This window comes from Microbacterium sp. H83, from assembly GCF_001650405.1.
Taxonomy (GTDB): Bacteria; Actinomycetota; Actinomycetes; order Actinomycetales; family Microbacteriaceae; genus Microbacterium.
Window position 1 is genome coordinate 1 of record NZ_LWCU01000018.1, and the last position, 14,853, is coordinate 14,853.

11 protein-coding genes are annotated in these 14,853 nt (G+C 71.1%); 8 read left to right on the forward strand and 3 right to left on the reverse strand.

Annotated features, from left to right (window positions below; all coding sequences use genetic code 11):
- The first annotated feature begins 228 nt into the window (after window positions 1-228).
- Window positions 229-1,503 (forward strand): TetR/AcrR family transcriptional regulator, encoded by a 1,275-nt coding sequence (locus A4X16_RS08915; RefSeq protein ID WP_067119673.1) that lies wholly within the window; start codon window positions 229-231, stop codon window positions 1,501-1,503.
- An 18-nt stretch (window positions 1,504-1,521) separates the two neighbouring features.
- Here the strand turns inward: A4X16_RS08915 and recQ are convergent, their stop codons facing one another.
- A complete protein-coding gene (gene recQ / locus A4X16_RS08920) occupies window positions 1,522-3,570 on the reverse strand; it encodes a DNA helicase RecQ (RefSeq protein ID WP_067119554.1) in 2,049 nt (682 codons plus the stop codon).
- A gap of 126 nt (window positions 3,571-3,696) precedes the next feature.
- On the opposite strand from recQ, the gene A4X16_RS08925 reads away from it, so the two are divergent.
- Together A4X16_RS08925 and A4X16_RS08930 are read left to right on the forward strand one after the other, a co-directional pair.
- The gene (locus tag A4X16_RS08925; RefSeq protein WP_067119557.1) at window positions 3,697-4,014 is read left to right on the forward strand and encodes a GNAT family N-acetyltransferase; all 318 of its coding nucleotides are present in this window, start codon (window positions 3,697-3,699) and stop codon (window positions 4,012-4,014) included.
- Entirely contained in the window at window positions 4,014-4,931 is a 918-nt protein-coding gene (locus A4X16_RS08930; protein ID WP_067119560.1) for a pirin family protein, read from the forward strand. The genes A4X16_RS08925 and A4X16_RS08930 overlap by 1 nt, the downstream gene beginning before the upstream one ends.
- Window positions 4,932-5,024: 93 nt before the next feature.
- Here A4X16_RS08930 and A4X16_RS08935 read toward each other — a convergent pair whose 3' ends face one another.
- The gene (locus A4X16_RS08935; RefSeq protein WP_067119563.1) at window positions 5,025-8,054 is read right to left on the reverse strand and encodes a S8 family peptidase; all 3,030 of its coding nucleotides are present in this window, start codon (window positions 8,052-8,054) and stop codon (window positions 5,025-5,027) included.
- Between the two features lie 166 nt (window positions 8,055-8,220).
- On the opposite strand from A4X16_RS08935, the gene A4X16_RS08940 reads away from it, so the two are divergent.
- From A4X16_RS08940 to A4X16_RS17790, 5 genes are all read left to right on the forward strand, one after another.
- Window positions 8,221-8,763, forward strand: coding sequence for an ECF transporter S component (locus A4X16_RS08940; RefSeq protein WP_067119567.1), 543 nt, complete (start codon window positions 8,221-8,223; stop codon window positions 8,761-8,763).
- Between the two features lie 75 nt (window positions 8,764-8,838).
- A complete protein-coding gene (locus A4X16_RS08945) occupies window positions 8,839-10,521 on the forward strand; it encodes an ABC transporter ATP-binding protein (protein ID WP_067119570.1) in 1,683 nt (560 codons plus the stop codon).
- Complete coding sequence (locus tag A4X16_RS08950; RefSeq protein WP_067119573.1) at window positions 10,518-11,333, forward strand: energy-coupling factor transporter transmembrane component T; 816 nt, start codon at window positions 10,518-10,520, stop codon at window positions 11,331-11,333. The genes A4X16_RS08945 and A4X16_RS08950 overlap by 4 nt, the downstream gene beginning before the upstream one ends.
- Window positions 11,334-11,343: 10 nt before the next feature.
- On the forward strand, window positions 11,344-12,219 hold the full coding sequence (locus A4X16_RS08955; protein WP_067119576.1) for a siderophore-interacting protein: 876 nt from the start codon (window positions 11,344-11,346) through the stop codon (window positions 12,217-12,219).
- Window positions 12,216-13,673, forward strand: a complete 1,458-nt coding sequence (locus tag A4X16_RS17790; RefSeq protein WP_157560062.1) for an ECF transporter S component — start codon at window positions 12,216-12,218, stop codon at window positions 13,671-13,673. Before A4X16_RS08955 ends, A4X16_RS17790 begins: the two co-directional genes overlap by 4 nt.
- Here A4X16_RS17790 and A4X16_RS08965 read toward each other — a convergent pair.
- Window positions 13,630-14,793, reverse strand: a complete 1,164-nt coding sequence (locus A4X16_RS08965; RefSeq protein WP_067119582.1) for an acyl-CoA dehydrogenase family protein — start codon at window positions 14,791-14,793, stop codon at window positions 13,630-13,632. The genes A4X16_RS17790 and A4X16_RS08965 overlap by 44 nt on opposite strands.
- Between the last annotated feature and the right edge of the window lie 60 nt (window positions 14,794-14,853).

Sequence of the window (14,853 nt, forward strand, 5' to 3'; positions counted from 1 at the left end):
ACCGCGGGGCGTGCGGGCGGGGGTGGTTCCCGGGGCTTTGAAGCCGGTCGTGCCGACGGCCGCCGCGTTCGCAGCGGGTGACAACTCTGTCATGAGATTCCTTTCGGGCAAGGGCTCCGGTCATCTGCGACGCGGTGCTGACACGACCATACCGGAATCTCGACCGATTGGTAAGTGAAACCAGACCGCCTGGTAATGAGCGAGGATAGGATGCAGGAGGAGGCTGCGATGACCATCACGGTGCAGGGCTCGCGGAACGCGCGCGCCGCAGCGACCCGGCAGCGGATCATCGAGTCCGCGCGGCAGCTCTTCGTCACGCACGGCTACCGCGCCACCTCCCTTCGCGACATCGCCGCAGCGGCATCCGTGAGCCATCCCGGGCTGCTCGGCCACTTCGCATCGAAGGACGAGCTGCTCGCCGAGGTCGTCGCCGGCTTCGAGGCCGACAACGAGAAGGCGTTCGACCTGGTCGCGGCCGCTGCCGAGCCGGGCGAGCTCGTGTTCGCCGACGTCGCGCGTCGCAACGCCCGCACCCCGGGGTATCTGCAGCTCTTCGCCGCACTGACCGGCGAGGCGTCGGCCCCGGCGCACCCCGCCCACGACCGGATGCGGGAGCGGTACGCCCGCCTGCGCCTGTTGAGCTCCGAGGTGATGGAGGACGCCCGCTTCCATGGCGCCGTCGACCGAGATCGCGACGTCGACGGCGAGACCACGCGTCACATGGCCGGATGGGACGGACTGCAGCTGCTGTCGCAGTACCTGCCGGGGCGCGTGGACGTCGTGGACATGATCGAGGAGCGCGAGGCTCTGTGGGCGCTGCCGCCCGGGTGGTACGAGCCGGATGCCGCGCTGCCGTCGGTCGAGCCGGGCACACCCCCTCCTCCCGTCTTCGGCACCGCGGCATCCGCTGACGACGGACCCGGGTACGCCGTGGGACGCCGACGGCGTACGCAGATCCTCGCCGATGCGTCGCGGCTGTTCTCGCAGGACGGCTACGGCGACACGAGCCTGCGTGACATCGCCGAGGCCGTGGGGGTGTCGAAGTCGACCCTCCTGCACCACTATCCCTCGAAGGAGGCGCTGCTCAGCGCGGTGCTCGCCCGGCGCGACGGGGCGATCCGGGAGCGCAACACCGGCGCCTTCGCCGACCGTGCGAGCGAGGCCCTGCGCAGCATCCCCGACGGAGCACGCGTGAGCGCCCTCGACGAGCCGGGACTCATCGAGGTCTACGCCGTGCTGTCGTGCGAGGCAGTGCCGGAGGCGCACCCCGCCCACGAGTACTTCGCTCGACGCTTCGACGAGGCGATCGACTACTTCACCGAGCTCTTCCGCCTCGCGCAGCTCGACGGGGATCTGCCGGAGCATCGCGATCCCGCGCACGAGGCCGTCTGGCTCGTCGCACTGTGGGACGGCCTGCAGTACCAGTGGCTGTACGACCGGGATGCCGTGGACGTGGCCGCCCAGCTGCGCGCGCACCTCGACGACGTGCTGCCCCGGCGCTGATCCGGCCCCGCTGCGACGTCAGTTCGCGGCGATGACCGCCAGCACGCCGTCGCCGTAGGCGTCCCGCTTCTTCGCCCCGATGCCCGTGATCCCGTCGAGGTCTGCGAGCGACGCGGGGCGGTGCTCGGCGAGAGCGCGCAGCGTGGCGTCTCCGAACACGATGTACGCGGGCACTCCCTGCTCGCGCGCCGTATCCGCCCGCCACACCCGCAGCGCCTCGAACAGCCCGCGGTCGCCGGCGTCCAGCGCATCCGCCGCGCTCGCCTTGCGCGCGCGCGACGACGATGCGGGCCGCCCGATCGTGTCCTTGCGCAGCGGGACCGGTGTCTCGCCCTTCAGCACGCCGGCCGCCTGCTCACCGGGTGCGAGCGTGCCGTACTCGCCCTGGGCGACGAGGATGCCGCGCGCGAGCAGCTGCCGCACGACGCTGCGCCAATCCTGCTCGGAGAGGTCGGCGCCGATGCCGTAGGTCGCGATCTTCTCGTGCCCCTGCTGCCGGATGCGCTCCGTCGACGCTCCGCGCAGGATGTCGACGAGGTGCCCGGCGCCGAACGCCTGGTTGCGCTCGCGCTTGAGGCGCACGATCGTCGAGAGCAGCTTCTGCGCGGGGATCAGCCCATCGAAGGTCGCCGTGTCCTCGAGACAGGTGTCGCAGTTGCCGCACGGCGCGGACTCCTGACCGAAGTATCCGAGCAGGTTCTGCCGACGGCATTCGACCGTCTCGCACAGCGCCAGCATCGCGTCGAGATGCTGCCCCATCCGCATCTTGAACGTGCGGTCGCCGGGGCTCTGGTCGATGAGCCGGCGCTGCTGCACGACGTCGCCGAGGCCGTAGGCCATCCAGGCGACGGAGGGCTGTCCGTCGCGACCCGCGCGGCCGGTCTCCTGGTAGTAGCCCTCGACAGACTTCGGCAGGTCGATGTGCGCCACGAAGCGCACATCGGGCTTGTCGATGCCCATGCCGAAGGCGATCGTCGCGACCATCACGACGCCGTCCTCGCGGAGGAAGCGCGACTGGTTGGCGGCGCGCACCTCGGCCGGGAGGCCGGCATGGTACGGCAGGGCGTCGAACCCCTGCGAGACGAGATAGGTCGCGGTCTGCTCGACCGACTTCCGGCTGAGCGCGTAGACGATGCCGGCGCCCTGGTCCGGTCCCGACGTCGGGCCGAGGGTGTCGCGGATGAAGGCGACGAGCTGCTTGCGCGGGTCGACCTTCGGGACGATGCGGTACTGGATGTTCGGTCGGTCGAAGCTCGCGACGAAGTGCTTCGCGGTGTCGAGATGCAGGCGCTCGGTGAGCTCCTGATGGGTGGCCCTGGTCGCCGTCGCCGTGAGGGCCATGCGCGGGACGCCGGGAAACCGCTCGCCGAGATCGCCGAGCGCGAGGTAGTCGGGGCGGAAGTCGTGGCCCCACTGCGACACGCAGTGGGCCTCGTCGATCGCGATGACGCTGAGAGCGCCGCGCTGCAGGAGCGCGGTCGTCTGCGGCGACGACAGACGCTCGGGTGCGACGTACAGCAGGTCGAGCTCGCCTGCGACGTAGGCGCGCTCGACATCGCGACGCTCGTCGATCGACTGCGTCGAGTTGAGGTACGCCGCCTTCACGCCGTTGACCCGCAGCGCATCGACCTGGTCGTGCATGAGGGCGATGAGCGGACTGATCACGAGCCCCGTGCCCTCGCGGACGAGCGCGGGCACCTGATAGGTGATGCTCTTCCCGCCGCCGGTGGGCATGAGCACGACGGCATCGCCGCCGCCGATCACCTGGTCGACGATCGCCGCCTGGTCGCCCCGGAAGTCGTCGTAGCCGAAGACCGTGTGCAGCGCCTCGCGTGCGGAAGCGTAGCGGCTCGGCGTCGCTCGCCGTGTGGCGGGTTCCGGGCGGGCCGCCGCGTGACCGACGGGGGTGGAGGGACCGGGGCCCCAGTCGAGCGGAGGCTCGAACCCGGCGCCCTGCGGCTCCCAGTCCATGGGCTCGGGGGGCTCGGCGGGCTCCCACCCGCCGTCGTCCCACGGCGCGTCGGCATAGGGCAGATCCTCGTACGGATCACGGGGAGTCTGCGGCATCTCTCCAGCGTAACGACCCCGGCCGACGTCGGCCGCGCATCCGTCCACAGCGCCGGAGCACTCGGGATCCGCCGCGGGTGTCGCCGCGCGGCGTAGGTTGGACGCAGACGCCCGAAGGAGCATCCGATGACCGACATCACCGTGACCCGCAACGACGACGCATCGCGCTACGAGATCCGCTCCGGCGAGACGCTCGCCGGCTTCGCCGAGTTCGAGCTCCGGCCGGGCGCGATCCGCTTCATCCACACCGAGATCGATCCGGCGTTCCAGGGAGAGGGCCTCGCGAGCGTGCTCGCGCACGACGCCCTGACGGATGCCGCGGCCACCGGCGACGCCATCGTGCCGCTGTGCCCGTACATCGCGAGATATCTGACCACCCACGACATCGAGGGTGCCGACATCCGCTGGCCGAAGCGCCCGGGTGCCGCGCCCGCGGAGGCGTGATGATCGGAGAGCGCCGCCTCGTCCTGGAGCCCCGCGAGGTCCCGCTCGGCGGAGTGCGCGGCATGAACGTGCTGCGGGTCCTGCCGCACCGCAACCTCCCCACCATCGGGGCGTGGTGCTTCCTCGACCGGTTCGGCCCGGCCGACACCCGGATGCGCGTCGAACCGCATCCGCACATCGGCCTGCAGACCGTCACCTGGCCGCTCGTCGGCGAGATCCGGCACCGCGACTCGCTCGGCAGCGACGCCGACCTCCGCCGCGGTCAGCTGAACCTCATGACGGCCGGCAACGGGATCTCCCACTCCGAGTACTCGATCGGCGACGACCCGATCCCCCTCGACGCCCTGCAGTTCTGGGTCGTGCTGCCCGACAGCGCGCGACACGGATCCGGCGGATTCGAACGGCACACCGACCTGCCCGGCGTCGTGCTGCCCGCCATCGAGGGCGCGGATGCCGGGGCGACCGTGGTCCTCGGCGAGTTCGCGGGCACGACATCCCCGGCCACCGTGCACACTCCCATCGTCGGCGCCGAGATCGTCGTGCCGGCGGGCTCCACCGTGCGCCTGCCGCTGCGCCCCGAGTGGGAGCACGCCCTCATGCTCGTGGAGGGCGACGCGGCGGTCGCCGCGCATCCGCTCGCGCAGAACGACATGCTGTACCTGGGGGACTCGAGGGACGGCGTCACGGTGTCGAGCGCGCAGGGCGCCCTGCTGTTCCTGATCGGCGGGGAGCCGTTCGAGGCCGACATCGTCATGTGGTGGAACTTCGCCGGCCGCACGCACGAGGAGATCGTCGAGGCGCGCGAGGGATGGGAGTCCGCATCCGCTCGCTTCGGCGTGGTCGAGGGGCACGACGCGCGCATCCCGGCGCCGCCGCTCCCCGATGTGCGACTGATGCCCCGCGGTCGGAGGATATGACCCGCTTCCGCCGTCGGGCGGGGACGTCGGGGACGACCGACGGAACGCGGCGAGCGCAGCTGCGCACCCACCGCGTCCCGTCTCGCCGCGTCGCTACTGCGCGTCGACCGTCAGCACCGTCCGCACGGCGGACTCGCCGTACTGCACGACGCCGAGGTAGCGCGTGCCGGCCTCGAGACCCGACCAGCTGAGCTCGTAGCTCGTCTTCTCGCCGCGCACCGCGGGGAGCGGGTTCGGCGTCGCGGTGAACGCGCCCTCCCCCTCGGGCTGCACAGCGGCGTAGGTCATGTCCCACGTCATCGGCGCCGAGGTGGAGTACACGTTCGCGACCACGAGGTACGTGCCCGCAGTCGGGTTCGCGACCGTCACCTGCTCGTCGGCCGATCCCGTCGCCGACTGCCAGCTCTCGTAGTAGCGCTGGTCCTCGGGGCTGACGATCCGGTAGACGGTGAGGTCGAGGTCGCTGCCCGTGTCATCCGACGAGTCCAGGTCGAAGCGCGCGAGCGTGGTGCCCTCCGGCACGTCCACGATCCAGGCCACGTCCTTGTTCTCGTCGCCCGACGCCTCGTCGCCCGAGTGCCCGACGACGCGGCCGTCGGGGTCCTCGAGCAGCGAGAAGGGGGTGAGCCCCGAGAGCGCGAGGGGCAGGTCGCCGTCCACGCCGGGGGTGATCTCCACGACGGTCGAGCCGTCGACGCCGGTGCCCGAGGCCTCGGCCGGAGCATCCGCCGTGACCGGGAACACCGCGATCGGCGACCGCACCGTGTTCTTCTTGCTCGACCAGGTGAGCGATCCGGTCGCCCACTGCTCGACCGGCGCGCTCTGATTGTCGAACGTGACCGTGTAGGTCGCCGTCTGGCCGGGCTTGTCGAACGTCAGCGTCGACGGCTGCACCGTCACATCCACGCCCGGCAGGTCCACGGATGCCGTGAAGGTGCCCTTCTCGGTCGCGGTCACCGTGCGGGTCACCGTCTGCGCGCTGGCGAGCGAGCCGATCGAGAACGATGCGACGTTGAGATCGCTGCCGTCGATCGGGTCGCCGGGGAAGTCGGCGAGGCCCTTGCCCTCGAGGAAGGATGTCCAGTCGGCCACGTCGTTGAGGTAGAGCAGACCCGGGGTGAAGAACCGCCGCGGGTCGACCTGGCCGGCGCCCTGCTGGAAGGGATCCCGGTTCGGAGTTCCGTCGGCGTTCACGGTGTCGTACGCGGTGGTCATCATGGCCGACTTGATCTCGGCGGGCTTCGCCAGCGGACGCTCTCCGAGATACAGCGCAGCGAGACCGGCGATGTGCGGAGACGCCATCGACGTGCCCGAGAGGATGCCGAAGGTCGGCGCCTCACCGGGGGCGTTGTTCGTCGCTGCGAGGATCGCCACACCGGGTGCGGCGATGTCCGGCTTCATGATGTCGCTTCCGTCGGCGAGCATCGGGCCGCGGCTCGAGAATCCCGCGATCTGCGGCACGGGGGTCGTGACGCCGGTGGTGTTCTCGCCGACGAGGGTGATCGGGCGGTCGACGCCGCCCTGCACGTAGGCCAGCACGGCCGCGCGGTGCACGGCCGCGAGGTGCACCGTCGGCACCGCGTGGAAGTCGTTGTCGAGCGAGTCCGCCCCGCCGGGGACGTTGACGAGCACCATGCCGATGCCGCCGGCGTCCTTCACGACCTGCGACTTCTCGGCCCTCGCGTTGTTCCCGCGGTCGCAGACGACGATGTGTCCGGCGGTCTTCGCGGGGTCGAGCGTGCCGGGGAGGCACTGCGCGGCGTTCTCGGCCCCGGCGAGCGCCGCGTCGCCGGCGTAGATCGACGGACCGGTGACGGACTCGCCGAACGGCACGCTGACCGAGGCGCCGGCCTGCTCGAAGCCGTCGAACCGGACGGTGCCCTCCCACGTCGGGATGGTGGACGCCGCGACCGTGGTGTACCACGGCGAGGCGTGGTCGGCGGTCACGGGATCGGGGCCGTCGTTGCCGGCGCTGGTGGCCACGAAGACGCCCGCCGCCGCGGCGTTGAAGAACGCGATGTCCTCAGGGGCGAGCACGGTCGAGGCCGCTCCGCCGCCGATGGAGTAGTTGATCACGTCGACGCCGTCGGCGACGGCCTGATCGATCGCGGCGATGAGGTCGCTGCCGGCGCAGATGTCATCGGTCGTGACGGTGACGTCCGGACCGACGTAGCAGGCCTTGTAGGCAGAGATCTTGGCGCCGGGGGCGACGCCGGAGATCCTCCCGAAGTCGACATCCTCGATCGCGGCCTTGACGCCGAAGTTCCCGGCCGCCGTGCTCGCCGTGTGCGAGCCGTGGCCGTCTCCGTCGCGCGGCGACAGGTAGTCGTACTGGAAGTCGAAGTCCGCGGCCTCCGCGCCGGTGTAGAAGTACTGGGCGCCGATGAGCTTGCTCGAGTAGTCGCCCTTGTCCCAGTCCTGGCCCTCGACCATCGCGGCCTGGAACCGGCCGCCGTCCGACTTGTCGAAGTAGACGAACGAGCCGTCCGTGTACGGCTGGCTGCCCTTGTGGCGGTTGTTGTCCTTCTTCTGGGTCTTCAGCTTCTTGCCCTCGAAGGAGGGATGCTCGGGCGCGATGCCGGTGTCGATGACACCCACGACCACGCCCTCGCCGGCCTTGTCGACGCCGCCGGTCTGCTGCCACACGCCCCCGCGGCCCTTGCGGTCGTCCCCGAGGCCGAGGAAGTCCGTCGACGTCTGCGCGTCGGGGTGGCGGACGAAGTCGGGATACACGCCGTACACGTCCTTCGAGGCTCGCAGCTCGTCGACCTGCTCCCCCGACAGCTGCGCGCTGAAGCCGTTGAGCACGACCTGATAGGTGGTGTCCGGCGTGATGCCGACCTCCTGCGCGAGCGTCTGCTGCTCCGTCTCGAGGTGCTGCACATAGCGCTGCGAGTCCTGCGACTGCGTCTCGAGCTGCTCGCCCTCGGCCGGCTTGGTGGCCTTGAGGCCGTTGACGTCGCCGGTGTAGCTGGCGAGCGGGTCGGACTTCATCACGACGATGTAGTGCCCTGGCGTGCCCTCGACGGGGGTGGGAGCGGTGGTCACCTCCTCGACGCCTGCGTAGCCTGCGGTGGCCGTCGATGCGATGAACAGCGTGGCCAGGGTGGTGGCCGCTGCCATCCGGAGGGGTGTTCGACCCATGCGCTTCTCCCGATGATCAAAGTACGGCCGCGTTGCCGCACCGCCGATCAAGCTACGCCCGCCTTCCGTCGAGGCACCAGGGTGGGGGGTTATTCCTGGACGAACGGCCAGCCGTCTCGCCATTGGTCGACAGTAGGCTGGAGGCGTGGCATCCTCCCCCCTCCTGACGACCCGCGTTCTGCTGGTCTGCGCGGCGATCGGCGTCGCGACGGGCATCCTCGGGGGCTTCGCCGGGCTTCTCACGCCGGGCGTCATCGTGCTCACCCCGTACCTCTACGGCCTCGTGCTGGGCTCGCACGTGCTGCCGGGCATCATCGCGCAGGAGGTGCTGCGCCGACCGCTCGTCGCGCTCGTGTCGCACCTCATCGCCGCCGTCATCTCGAGCGCCTTCAATCCGGCCTGGTCGCTGCGGTTCATCGGCACCGCGCTGCTCTTCGGCGCGATCCAGGAGGGCGTCGCCGCCCTGACGCGCTACCGGGCATGGGGCGCCTGGCGCTTCTTCGTCTCGGCCGCCGTGATCGGCGTGCTCGTGGCCGTCGTGGTCTTCTTCGCGGTCGACCTCGGCGCGTTCCCGCTCTGGGTCCAGATCTCGTACCTCGTGATCTCGGTTCTCGGCCCGATCGCCTGGACCGCGGTCGGACTCGGTGTCGGCACGTCGCTGAGTCGAGCCGGGGTCGCCCGGCGATGAGCCGGGACTCCGTGGCGATTCAGGTAAGGCTCAGCTAAGTTAGACGGGTACCCACCCGCCGAACCGAGGCTCGCCGTGCGCCCATCCGCACCCCTTCTGCGCGTGCGTGACCTCTCGATCACCCACGCGGACGCTGTGCACCCCTCCCCGGGAGACGTGTCGTTCGACATCCGGCCCGGCGAGGTGGTCCTGCTGCTCGGACCCTCCGGCTCCGGCAAGTCGACGCTCACCCTCGCGCTCAACGGCCTCATCCCGCACGCGGTGCCGGCGGCCATGACCGGGTCCGTCGAGGTCGGCGGCCTCGATACCGCCGACACGCTCACGGCCGCACTCAGCACGCGGGTGGCGATGGTGTTCCAGGATCCGGACGCCCAGATCGTGACCGGCACGGTGTACGACGAGGTCGCCTTCGGTCCCGAGAACCTCCGGCTGCCGCTCGACGAGGTGCACGCCCGCACCGATGACGCCCTGCGCCGGGTGGGCCTGTGGGAGCGCCGCGGCGAGAACCCCGATCGACTGTCCGGCGGAGGCCGTCAGCGGCTCGCGATCGCCTGCGCCCTCGCGATGGGGTCTCCGCTCATCGTGCTCGACGAGCCGACCGCGAACCTGGATCCGCAGGGGATCGACGACGTCTACGCGGCGCTGACCGACGTCATCGCGGCAGGCGACAGGGCCATCCTGCTCGTCGAGCACAACCTCGACGCCGCCATGGGCTTCGTCACCCGCACGATCGTGCTCGACCGCGCGGGACGGGTCGCGTTCGACGGACCGGCCGCCGAGGTCATCCGCGACCACGCCGACGACCTCCTCGCGATGGGGGTCTGGCTGCCCGCGGCGACGCTCGCGGCGATGCGGATGCGAGACGCGGGAGTCGGCATCGACGAGCTGCCGCTCACGCCGGAGGAGCTCGCGGCCGCGCTCGCCGCCGCCACGCCCCCGGGGCCGTCCGCCGGCCGCGTCGCCTCGGCCGACGACCGACGCCCGGCATCCGCCCGCCCCGAACCGCTCATCCGGGCGCGCGGCCTCACGGTCCGCCGTCACCGCACCGAGATCCTGCACGGCATCGACCTCGACGTCGAACCCGGCACCCTCACCGCCGTCGTCGGGGCGAACGGCGCCGGCAAGACGACGCTGCTGCAGTCGCTCGCGGGCGTCGTCCCCCCGCCCCGGCGCCAGGTCGCGGTCGACGGCGTCGATCCGGGCACGGCGTCGCCGCGCGAGCTGTCGAACCGCATCGGGTTCGTGTTCCAGAACCCGGAGCACCAGTTCATCGCCCACACGGTGTTCGACGAGCTCGCGCACGGGCTGCGGCTGCGACGCACCTCGGATGCCGAGATCGCCGCACGCGTCGGGTCGATGCTCGACCGCTTCGGACTCGAGGGCAAGGCCGACGTCCACCCGTTCCTGCTCTCCGGAGGCGAGAAGCGCCGACTCTCGGTCGGGACGGCCCTGATCACCCGGCCGCGCATGCTGGCCCTCGACGAGCCGACGTTCGGACAGGACCGCGCCCGGGCCGCCGAGCTCCTCGCCCTGCTCCACGACCTGCGCGACGAGGGGACGACCATCCTCATCGTCACCCACGATCTGCAGCTCGTCGCGGAGCACGCGTCGCACACCGTGATCCTCGCCGAAGGACGCGTGCACGCCGCCGGACGCACGGCGGACCTGTTCCGCGACGAGGCGATCTTCACGACGGCAGGGCTGCGCCTCCCACCCCTGCAGCGGATGCTCGCCGCGACGGGATGGAGCCTCGCATGAGCGCATCGACCTTCGACCCCTACGCGTCCGTCGTCGCGACCTCGCCGCGCCAGTTCCTCTACGCCCTCAACCCGCTGGCCAAGGTCGCGGCCGTGGCCCCTGCGATGCTGACGCTGATCTTCGTGCGCGACCTCGCCACGCCCGCGGTGTTCCTGGCGCTCGCACTGCTCACCCTCATGGTCGGGGCGCGCATGACCGCCCGCACCGTCGGGCTCCTGTGCGGCGCCCTGCCCCTCGGCATCCTCGCCGTCGGCATCGGATTCTCTCTGTGGGTCGATGCCGAACTCGTCGCCGACACCCCCGCCGTCGTGCAGCTCGGCGACTGGACGCTGCGAGAGGGCGCCCTCGTCATCGGCTTCGCCACTGCCCTCCGCCTCGGCGCGATCGTGGCTCTCGCCCTCATCGGCGGCCTCACCACGACCGGCCCCGATCTCGTCCGCGCCGGCGTGCAGCAGCTCCGCGTGCCGTACCGCGTCGGGTACACCGCGCTGGCCGCGTTCCGGTTCGTGCCGCGCTTCGGACACGAGCTGTCGGTGATCAGGGCCGCCCACCGAGTGCGCGGGCACCACGGCGGCAGCGGGCCGTTCGCCCGCGTCGCCCGAGCGTGGGGCTACATCGTGCCGCTGCTCGCCGGGGCGATCCGCCATGCCGAGCGCGTCGCCCTCGCGATGGACTCCCGCGCCTTCGGCGCCCACCCGACGCGCACCGAGCGTCACCTGGTGCCGTTCCGTGTGCGCGACACCGTCTTCATCGTCGTCGGGATCGCCGCATCCGCCGCGATCCTCGTCCTCCTCCACCCCTGGCAGCTCTGAAAGGCGCCCCATGGCATTCAGCAAGTTGGTCAAGCCCGAATCGTCGGAACTCCTCCACCTCAGCGTGCTGCGGACCGAGCGCCTCGCCCCGCACTGGATCAGGGTCACCCTGGGCGGAGGCGAGATCGAGAGGTTCCGCCCCCTGGGCTTCGACCAGTGGTTCCGTCTCTTCCTCCCCATCGGCGGCGACGCCGGGCTCGACCGCGTGCCCGCCAAGGCCAACCGGATGTTCGGGTACCTCAAGTTCCTGCGCATCCCCGACGGCGAGCGCCCGGTCATGCGCAACTACAGCGTCCGTGCGTATCGGGCGGCGACAGCGGACGCCGGTGCGGAGATCGACGTCGACTTCGTGCTGCACGGCTCGGCGGCGGAGGGCACGGCCGGTCCGGCGTCGCGCTGGGCGGAGACCTGCACCCCCGGCGAGCACGTGCTGATCATCGACGAGGGGCTCACGTTCAACCCGCAGCGAGGCGTCGACCGGGTCGTGCTGATCGGCGATGAGACGGCGCTGCCGGCGATCGCGTCCATCTGCGCCTCGCTGCCGGAGACCGCGACGGGCACGGCCATCATCGAGGTCCCGTCCGAGAAGGACGCGCTCGAGTTCCCGCATCCTGCCGGCGTCGAGGTGGTCTGGAACGTGCGGCCGCACGAGTTCCCGCCCGGCTCGCTCGCTCTCGCACGGCTTCGCGACCTGGCCCTGCCCGACGAGCCCTTCCACGCGTACGCCGCCGGCGAGCAGTCGCTGGCATCCGGCGCCCGCAAGCTCCTCGTCGGCGAGCGCGGGGTCTCGAAGGATGCCGTGAGCTTCTGCGGCTACTGGAAGATCGGCGCCGCCTCCCCTGCCTCCAAGGCCGCGCGCGAGGTCGCCGCGGAGCCGCTCGCATGAGCGGGACGGATGCCGTCGGCGGAGTGAACCCCTACGCGGATGCCGGTGGTGCCGGTGCCGGTGCCGGTGCCGGTGCCGGGTCAGTTCCGCATCTTCCGCCCCGCGCGGGGTCGGAAACGCATCGGGATCCGGCATCCGAGGTGCGAGATCGACCCCGCACCGCAGGCGCACAAGGTCGCGCCCGGTTCCCGACCGCCATCCTGCTCACGTGCGCCGCCCTCGGCGTGGCAGGCGGTGCTCTGCTCGCGCCCGCCAACTGGATCTCGACGATCCTGTTCCCCGGACTCCCCTTCGTGAGCGTCGGCCTGGCCGGCCTGTGGCTGCTGCCGTCGGTGATCGCTCTGCGGCTCCTGCGCCGCCCGCTCGTCGGACTCCTCGTCGGCCTTCTCGCCGGACTCGTGATCGTCCCGTTCTCCGGATACGGCTTCGGGAGCGTCGCGACGAACCTGTGGTGGGCGGCCTTCACCGAGCTGCCGTTCCTGTTCGTGCTCTGGCGCTACTGGGGGACCTGGTTGCACTACCTCGGCGCCGTGGTCGTCGGCGTCGTCTATCCGATCCTCGCCTGGGCGTCGTTCGACCTCGGCAGCTTCGACGTCGACCTGCAGATGGTGTTCTTCGCCGTGACCCTCGCGAGCTGCATCGGCGGCACCGCTCTCGGCATCCTCATCGCCGACCGGCTGCGCACCGCCGGGGTCGGAGCTCGCCTGCCGCGCGGACGGCCTCGTTCCCCATCCAGCCGCACTCCTCCCGACCCGGGCACAGCGTCGGACGTCCGGCCCGACACTCCTCCCGACACGGGGCACAACTTCGGGCCTCCCGCCCGACACGCCTCCCGACACCGGGCACAGCTTCGGCCATCCGGCCCGTCGGGCTCCTCCCGACCCCGGGCACAACTTCGGACGTCCCGCCCGACACGCCGCGCTCAGAGGGCGGATGCCGGCGTGCCCCGCCCCGACGTCCGAAACTGTGCCCGACGGGCGTCATCGGACGAGCACGTCGAACACGGAGAAGGGCCCCGGGTGCCGGCATCCGGAGCCCTCCCATCCGTCGGGCTCCTCCCGACCGGGGCACAACTTCGGACCTCCCGCCCGACACGCCGCGCTCAGAGGGCGGATGCCGGCGTGCCCCGCCCCGACGTCCGAAACTGTGCACGACGGGCACCGTCGGACGAGCACGTCGAACACAGAGAAGGGCCGCGGGTGCCGTCATCCGAGACCCTTCCATCCGTCGGGCTCCTCCCGACCCGGGCACAACTTCGGACGTCCCGCCCGACACGCCGTGCTCAGAGGGCGGATGCCGGCGTGCCGCGCCCCGACGTCCGAAACTGTGCACGACGGGCATTGGACGAGCACGTCGAACACGGAGAAGGGCCCCGGATGCCGTCATCCGGGGCCCTTCCACTCGTCGTCGTCAGCGCTTGCCGGCGATCTGCCGACCCACGATCTCACGCATGATCTCGTTCGTGCCGCCGTAGATGCGGTGCACGCGGGCGTCCAGGAACGCTCGCGCGATGGGGTACTCGGTGATGTAGCCGTATCCGCCGTGCAGCTGAACGCCCGCGTCGAGCACCTCCCACTCGCGCTCCGTCGCCCAGAGCTTCACCTTCGCCGCCTCCTCGGCCGACAGCGCGCCCTTGGAGTAGGCGAGCAGCGCACGGTCGATGTACGCCCACAGCGCGTCGACCGTGGTCGCCATGTCGGCGATCTGGAACCGGGAGTTCTGGAAGTCGATGATCCGCTCGCCGAAGGCCTCGCGGTCCTTGGTGTAGGCGACGGTCCAGTCGAGCGCGGCCTGCGCGGCCGCGGCGCCCGCGACGCCGATCGACAGCCGCTCGAGCGGGAGGTTCATCATCAGCTGCACGAAGCCCTTGCCCTCGACGCCGCCGATGAGGTTCTCGTCGGGCACGAAGACGTCGCTGAAGGACAGCTCGGCCGTGTCATGGCCCTGGAAGCCCATCTTGTGCAGCTTCTTCCCGTGGTCGAAGCCCTCTATGCCGTTCTCGATCAGGACGAGGCTGAACGCGTCGGGGCGGTTGCCCTCACCGGTCTTCACGAAGGTCACGACGAGATCGGCGGTCGCTCCGGACGAGATGAAGGTCTTCGCGCCGTTGACGATGTATCCGCCCTCGGTCTTCCGCGCCGTGGTCTTGATGCCGCGGAGGTCGGATCCGGCGCCGGGCTCGGTCATCGCGAGCGCGCCGACCACCTCGCCCGTCGCCATGCGCGGCAGCCACTTCTCCTTCTGCTCCTGGGTGCCCATGTGCACAAGGTAGGGCACGGCGAGGTCGTCCTGGATGCCGAAGGCACCGGCGAGCGAGCCCGCGCCGGCCGCGATGACCTCTTCGTTCACCACAGCGCGGAACCGGTAGTCCTGGAGCATGCCGGCGCCGCCGAACTCCTCGGGCACGGAGAGTCCGATGATCCCGGCCTCGCCGGCGGCGAGCATGGTCGCGCGGTCGACCTCGCCGTCCGCATCCCACTTCTCGATCGCCTCGTGCGTGACGTGGCGCTTGACGAAATCCTTGACGAGGTCGCGGAATGCCTCGTGATCCTCTTCGTAGATGTCGCGTTCCATGGCGTCCTCCCGAACGTGTCGTGCGTCGTTGCTCCGAGGATCATATGCCGGACCTCGGAC

Excerpts from the sequence above, each read along its gene's own strand:
- recQ (WP_067119554.1), bottom strand. The coding sequence starts at position 3,570 with ATGCCGCAGACTCCCCGTGATCCGTACGAGGATCTGCCCTATGCCGAC.
- A4X16_RS17790 (WP_157560062.1), top strand. The coding sequence starts at position 12,216 with ATGAGCGGGACGGATGCCGTCGGCGGAGTGAACCCCTACGCGGATGCC.
- A4X16_RS08915 (WP_067119673.1), top strand. The coding sequence starts at position 229 with ATGACCATCACGGTGCAGGGCTCGCGGAACGCGCGCGCCGCAGCGACC.
- A4X16_RS08965 (WP_067119582.1), bottom strand. The coding sequence starts at position 14,793 with ATGGAACGCGACATCTACGAAGAGGATCACGAGGCATTCCGCGACCTC.
- A4X16_RS08925 (WP_067119557.1), top strand. The coding sequence starts at position 3,697 with ATGACCGACATCACCGTGACCCGCAACGACGACGCATCGCGCTACGAG.
- A4X16_RS08935 (WP_067119563.1), bottom strand. The coding sequence starts at position 8,054 with ATGGCAGCGGCCACCACCCTGGCCACGCTGTTCATCGCATCGACGGCC.
- A4X16_RS08930 (WP_067119560.1), top strand. The coding sequence starts at position 4,014 with ATGATCGGAGAGCGCCGCCTCGTCCTGGAGCCCCGCGAGGTCCCGCTC.
- A4X16_RS08950 (WP_067119573.1), top strand. The coding sequence starts at position 10,518 with ATGAGCGCATCGACCTTCGACCCCTACGCGTCCGTCGTCGCGACCTCG.
- A4X16_RS08955 (WP_067119576.1), top strand. The coding sequence starts at position 11,344 with ATGGCATTCAGCAAGTTGGTCAAGCCCGAATCGTCGGAACTCCTCCAC.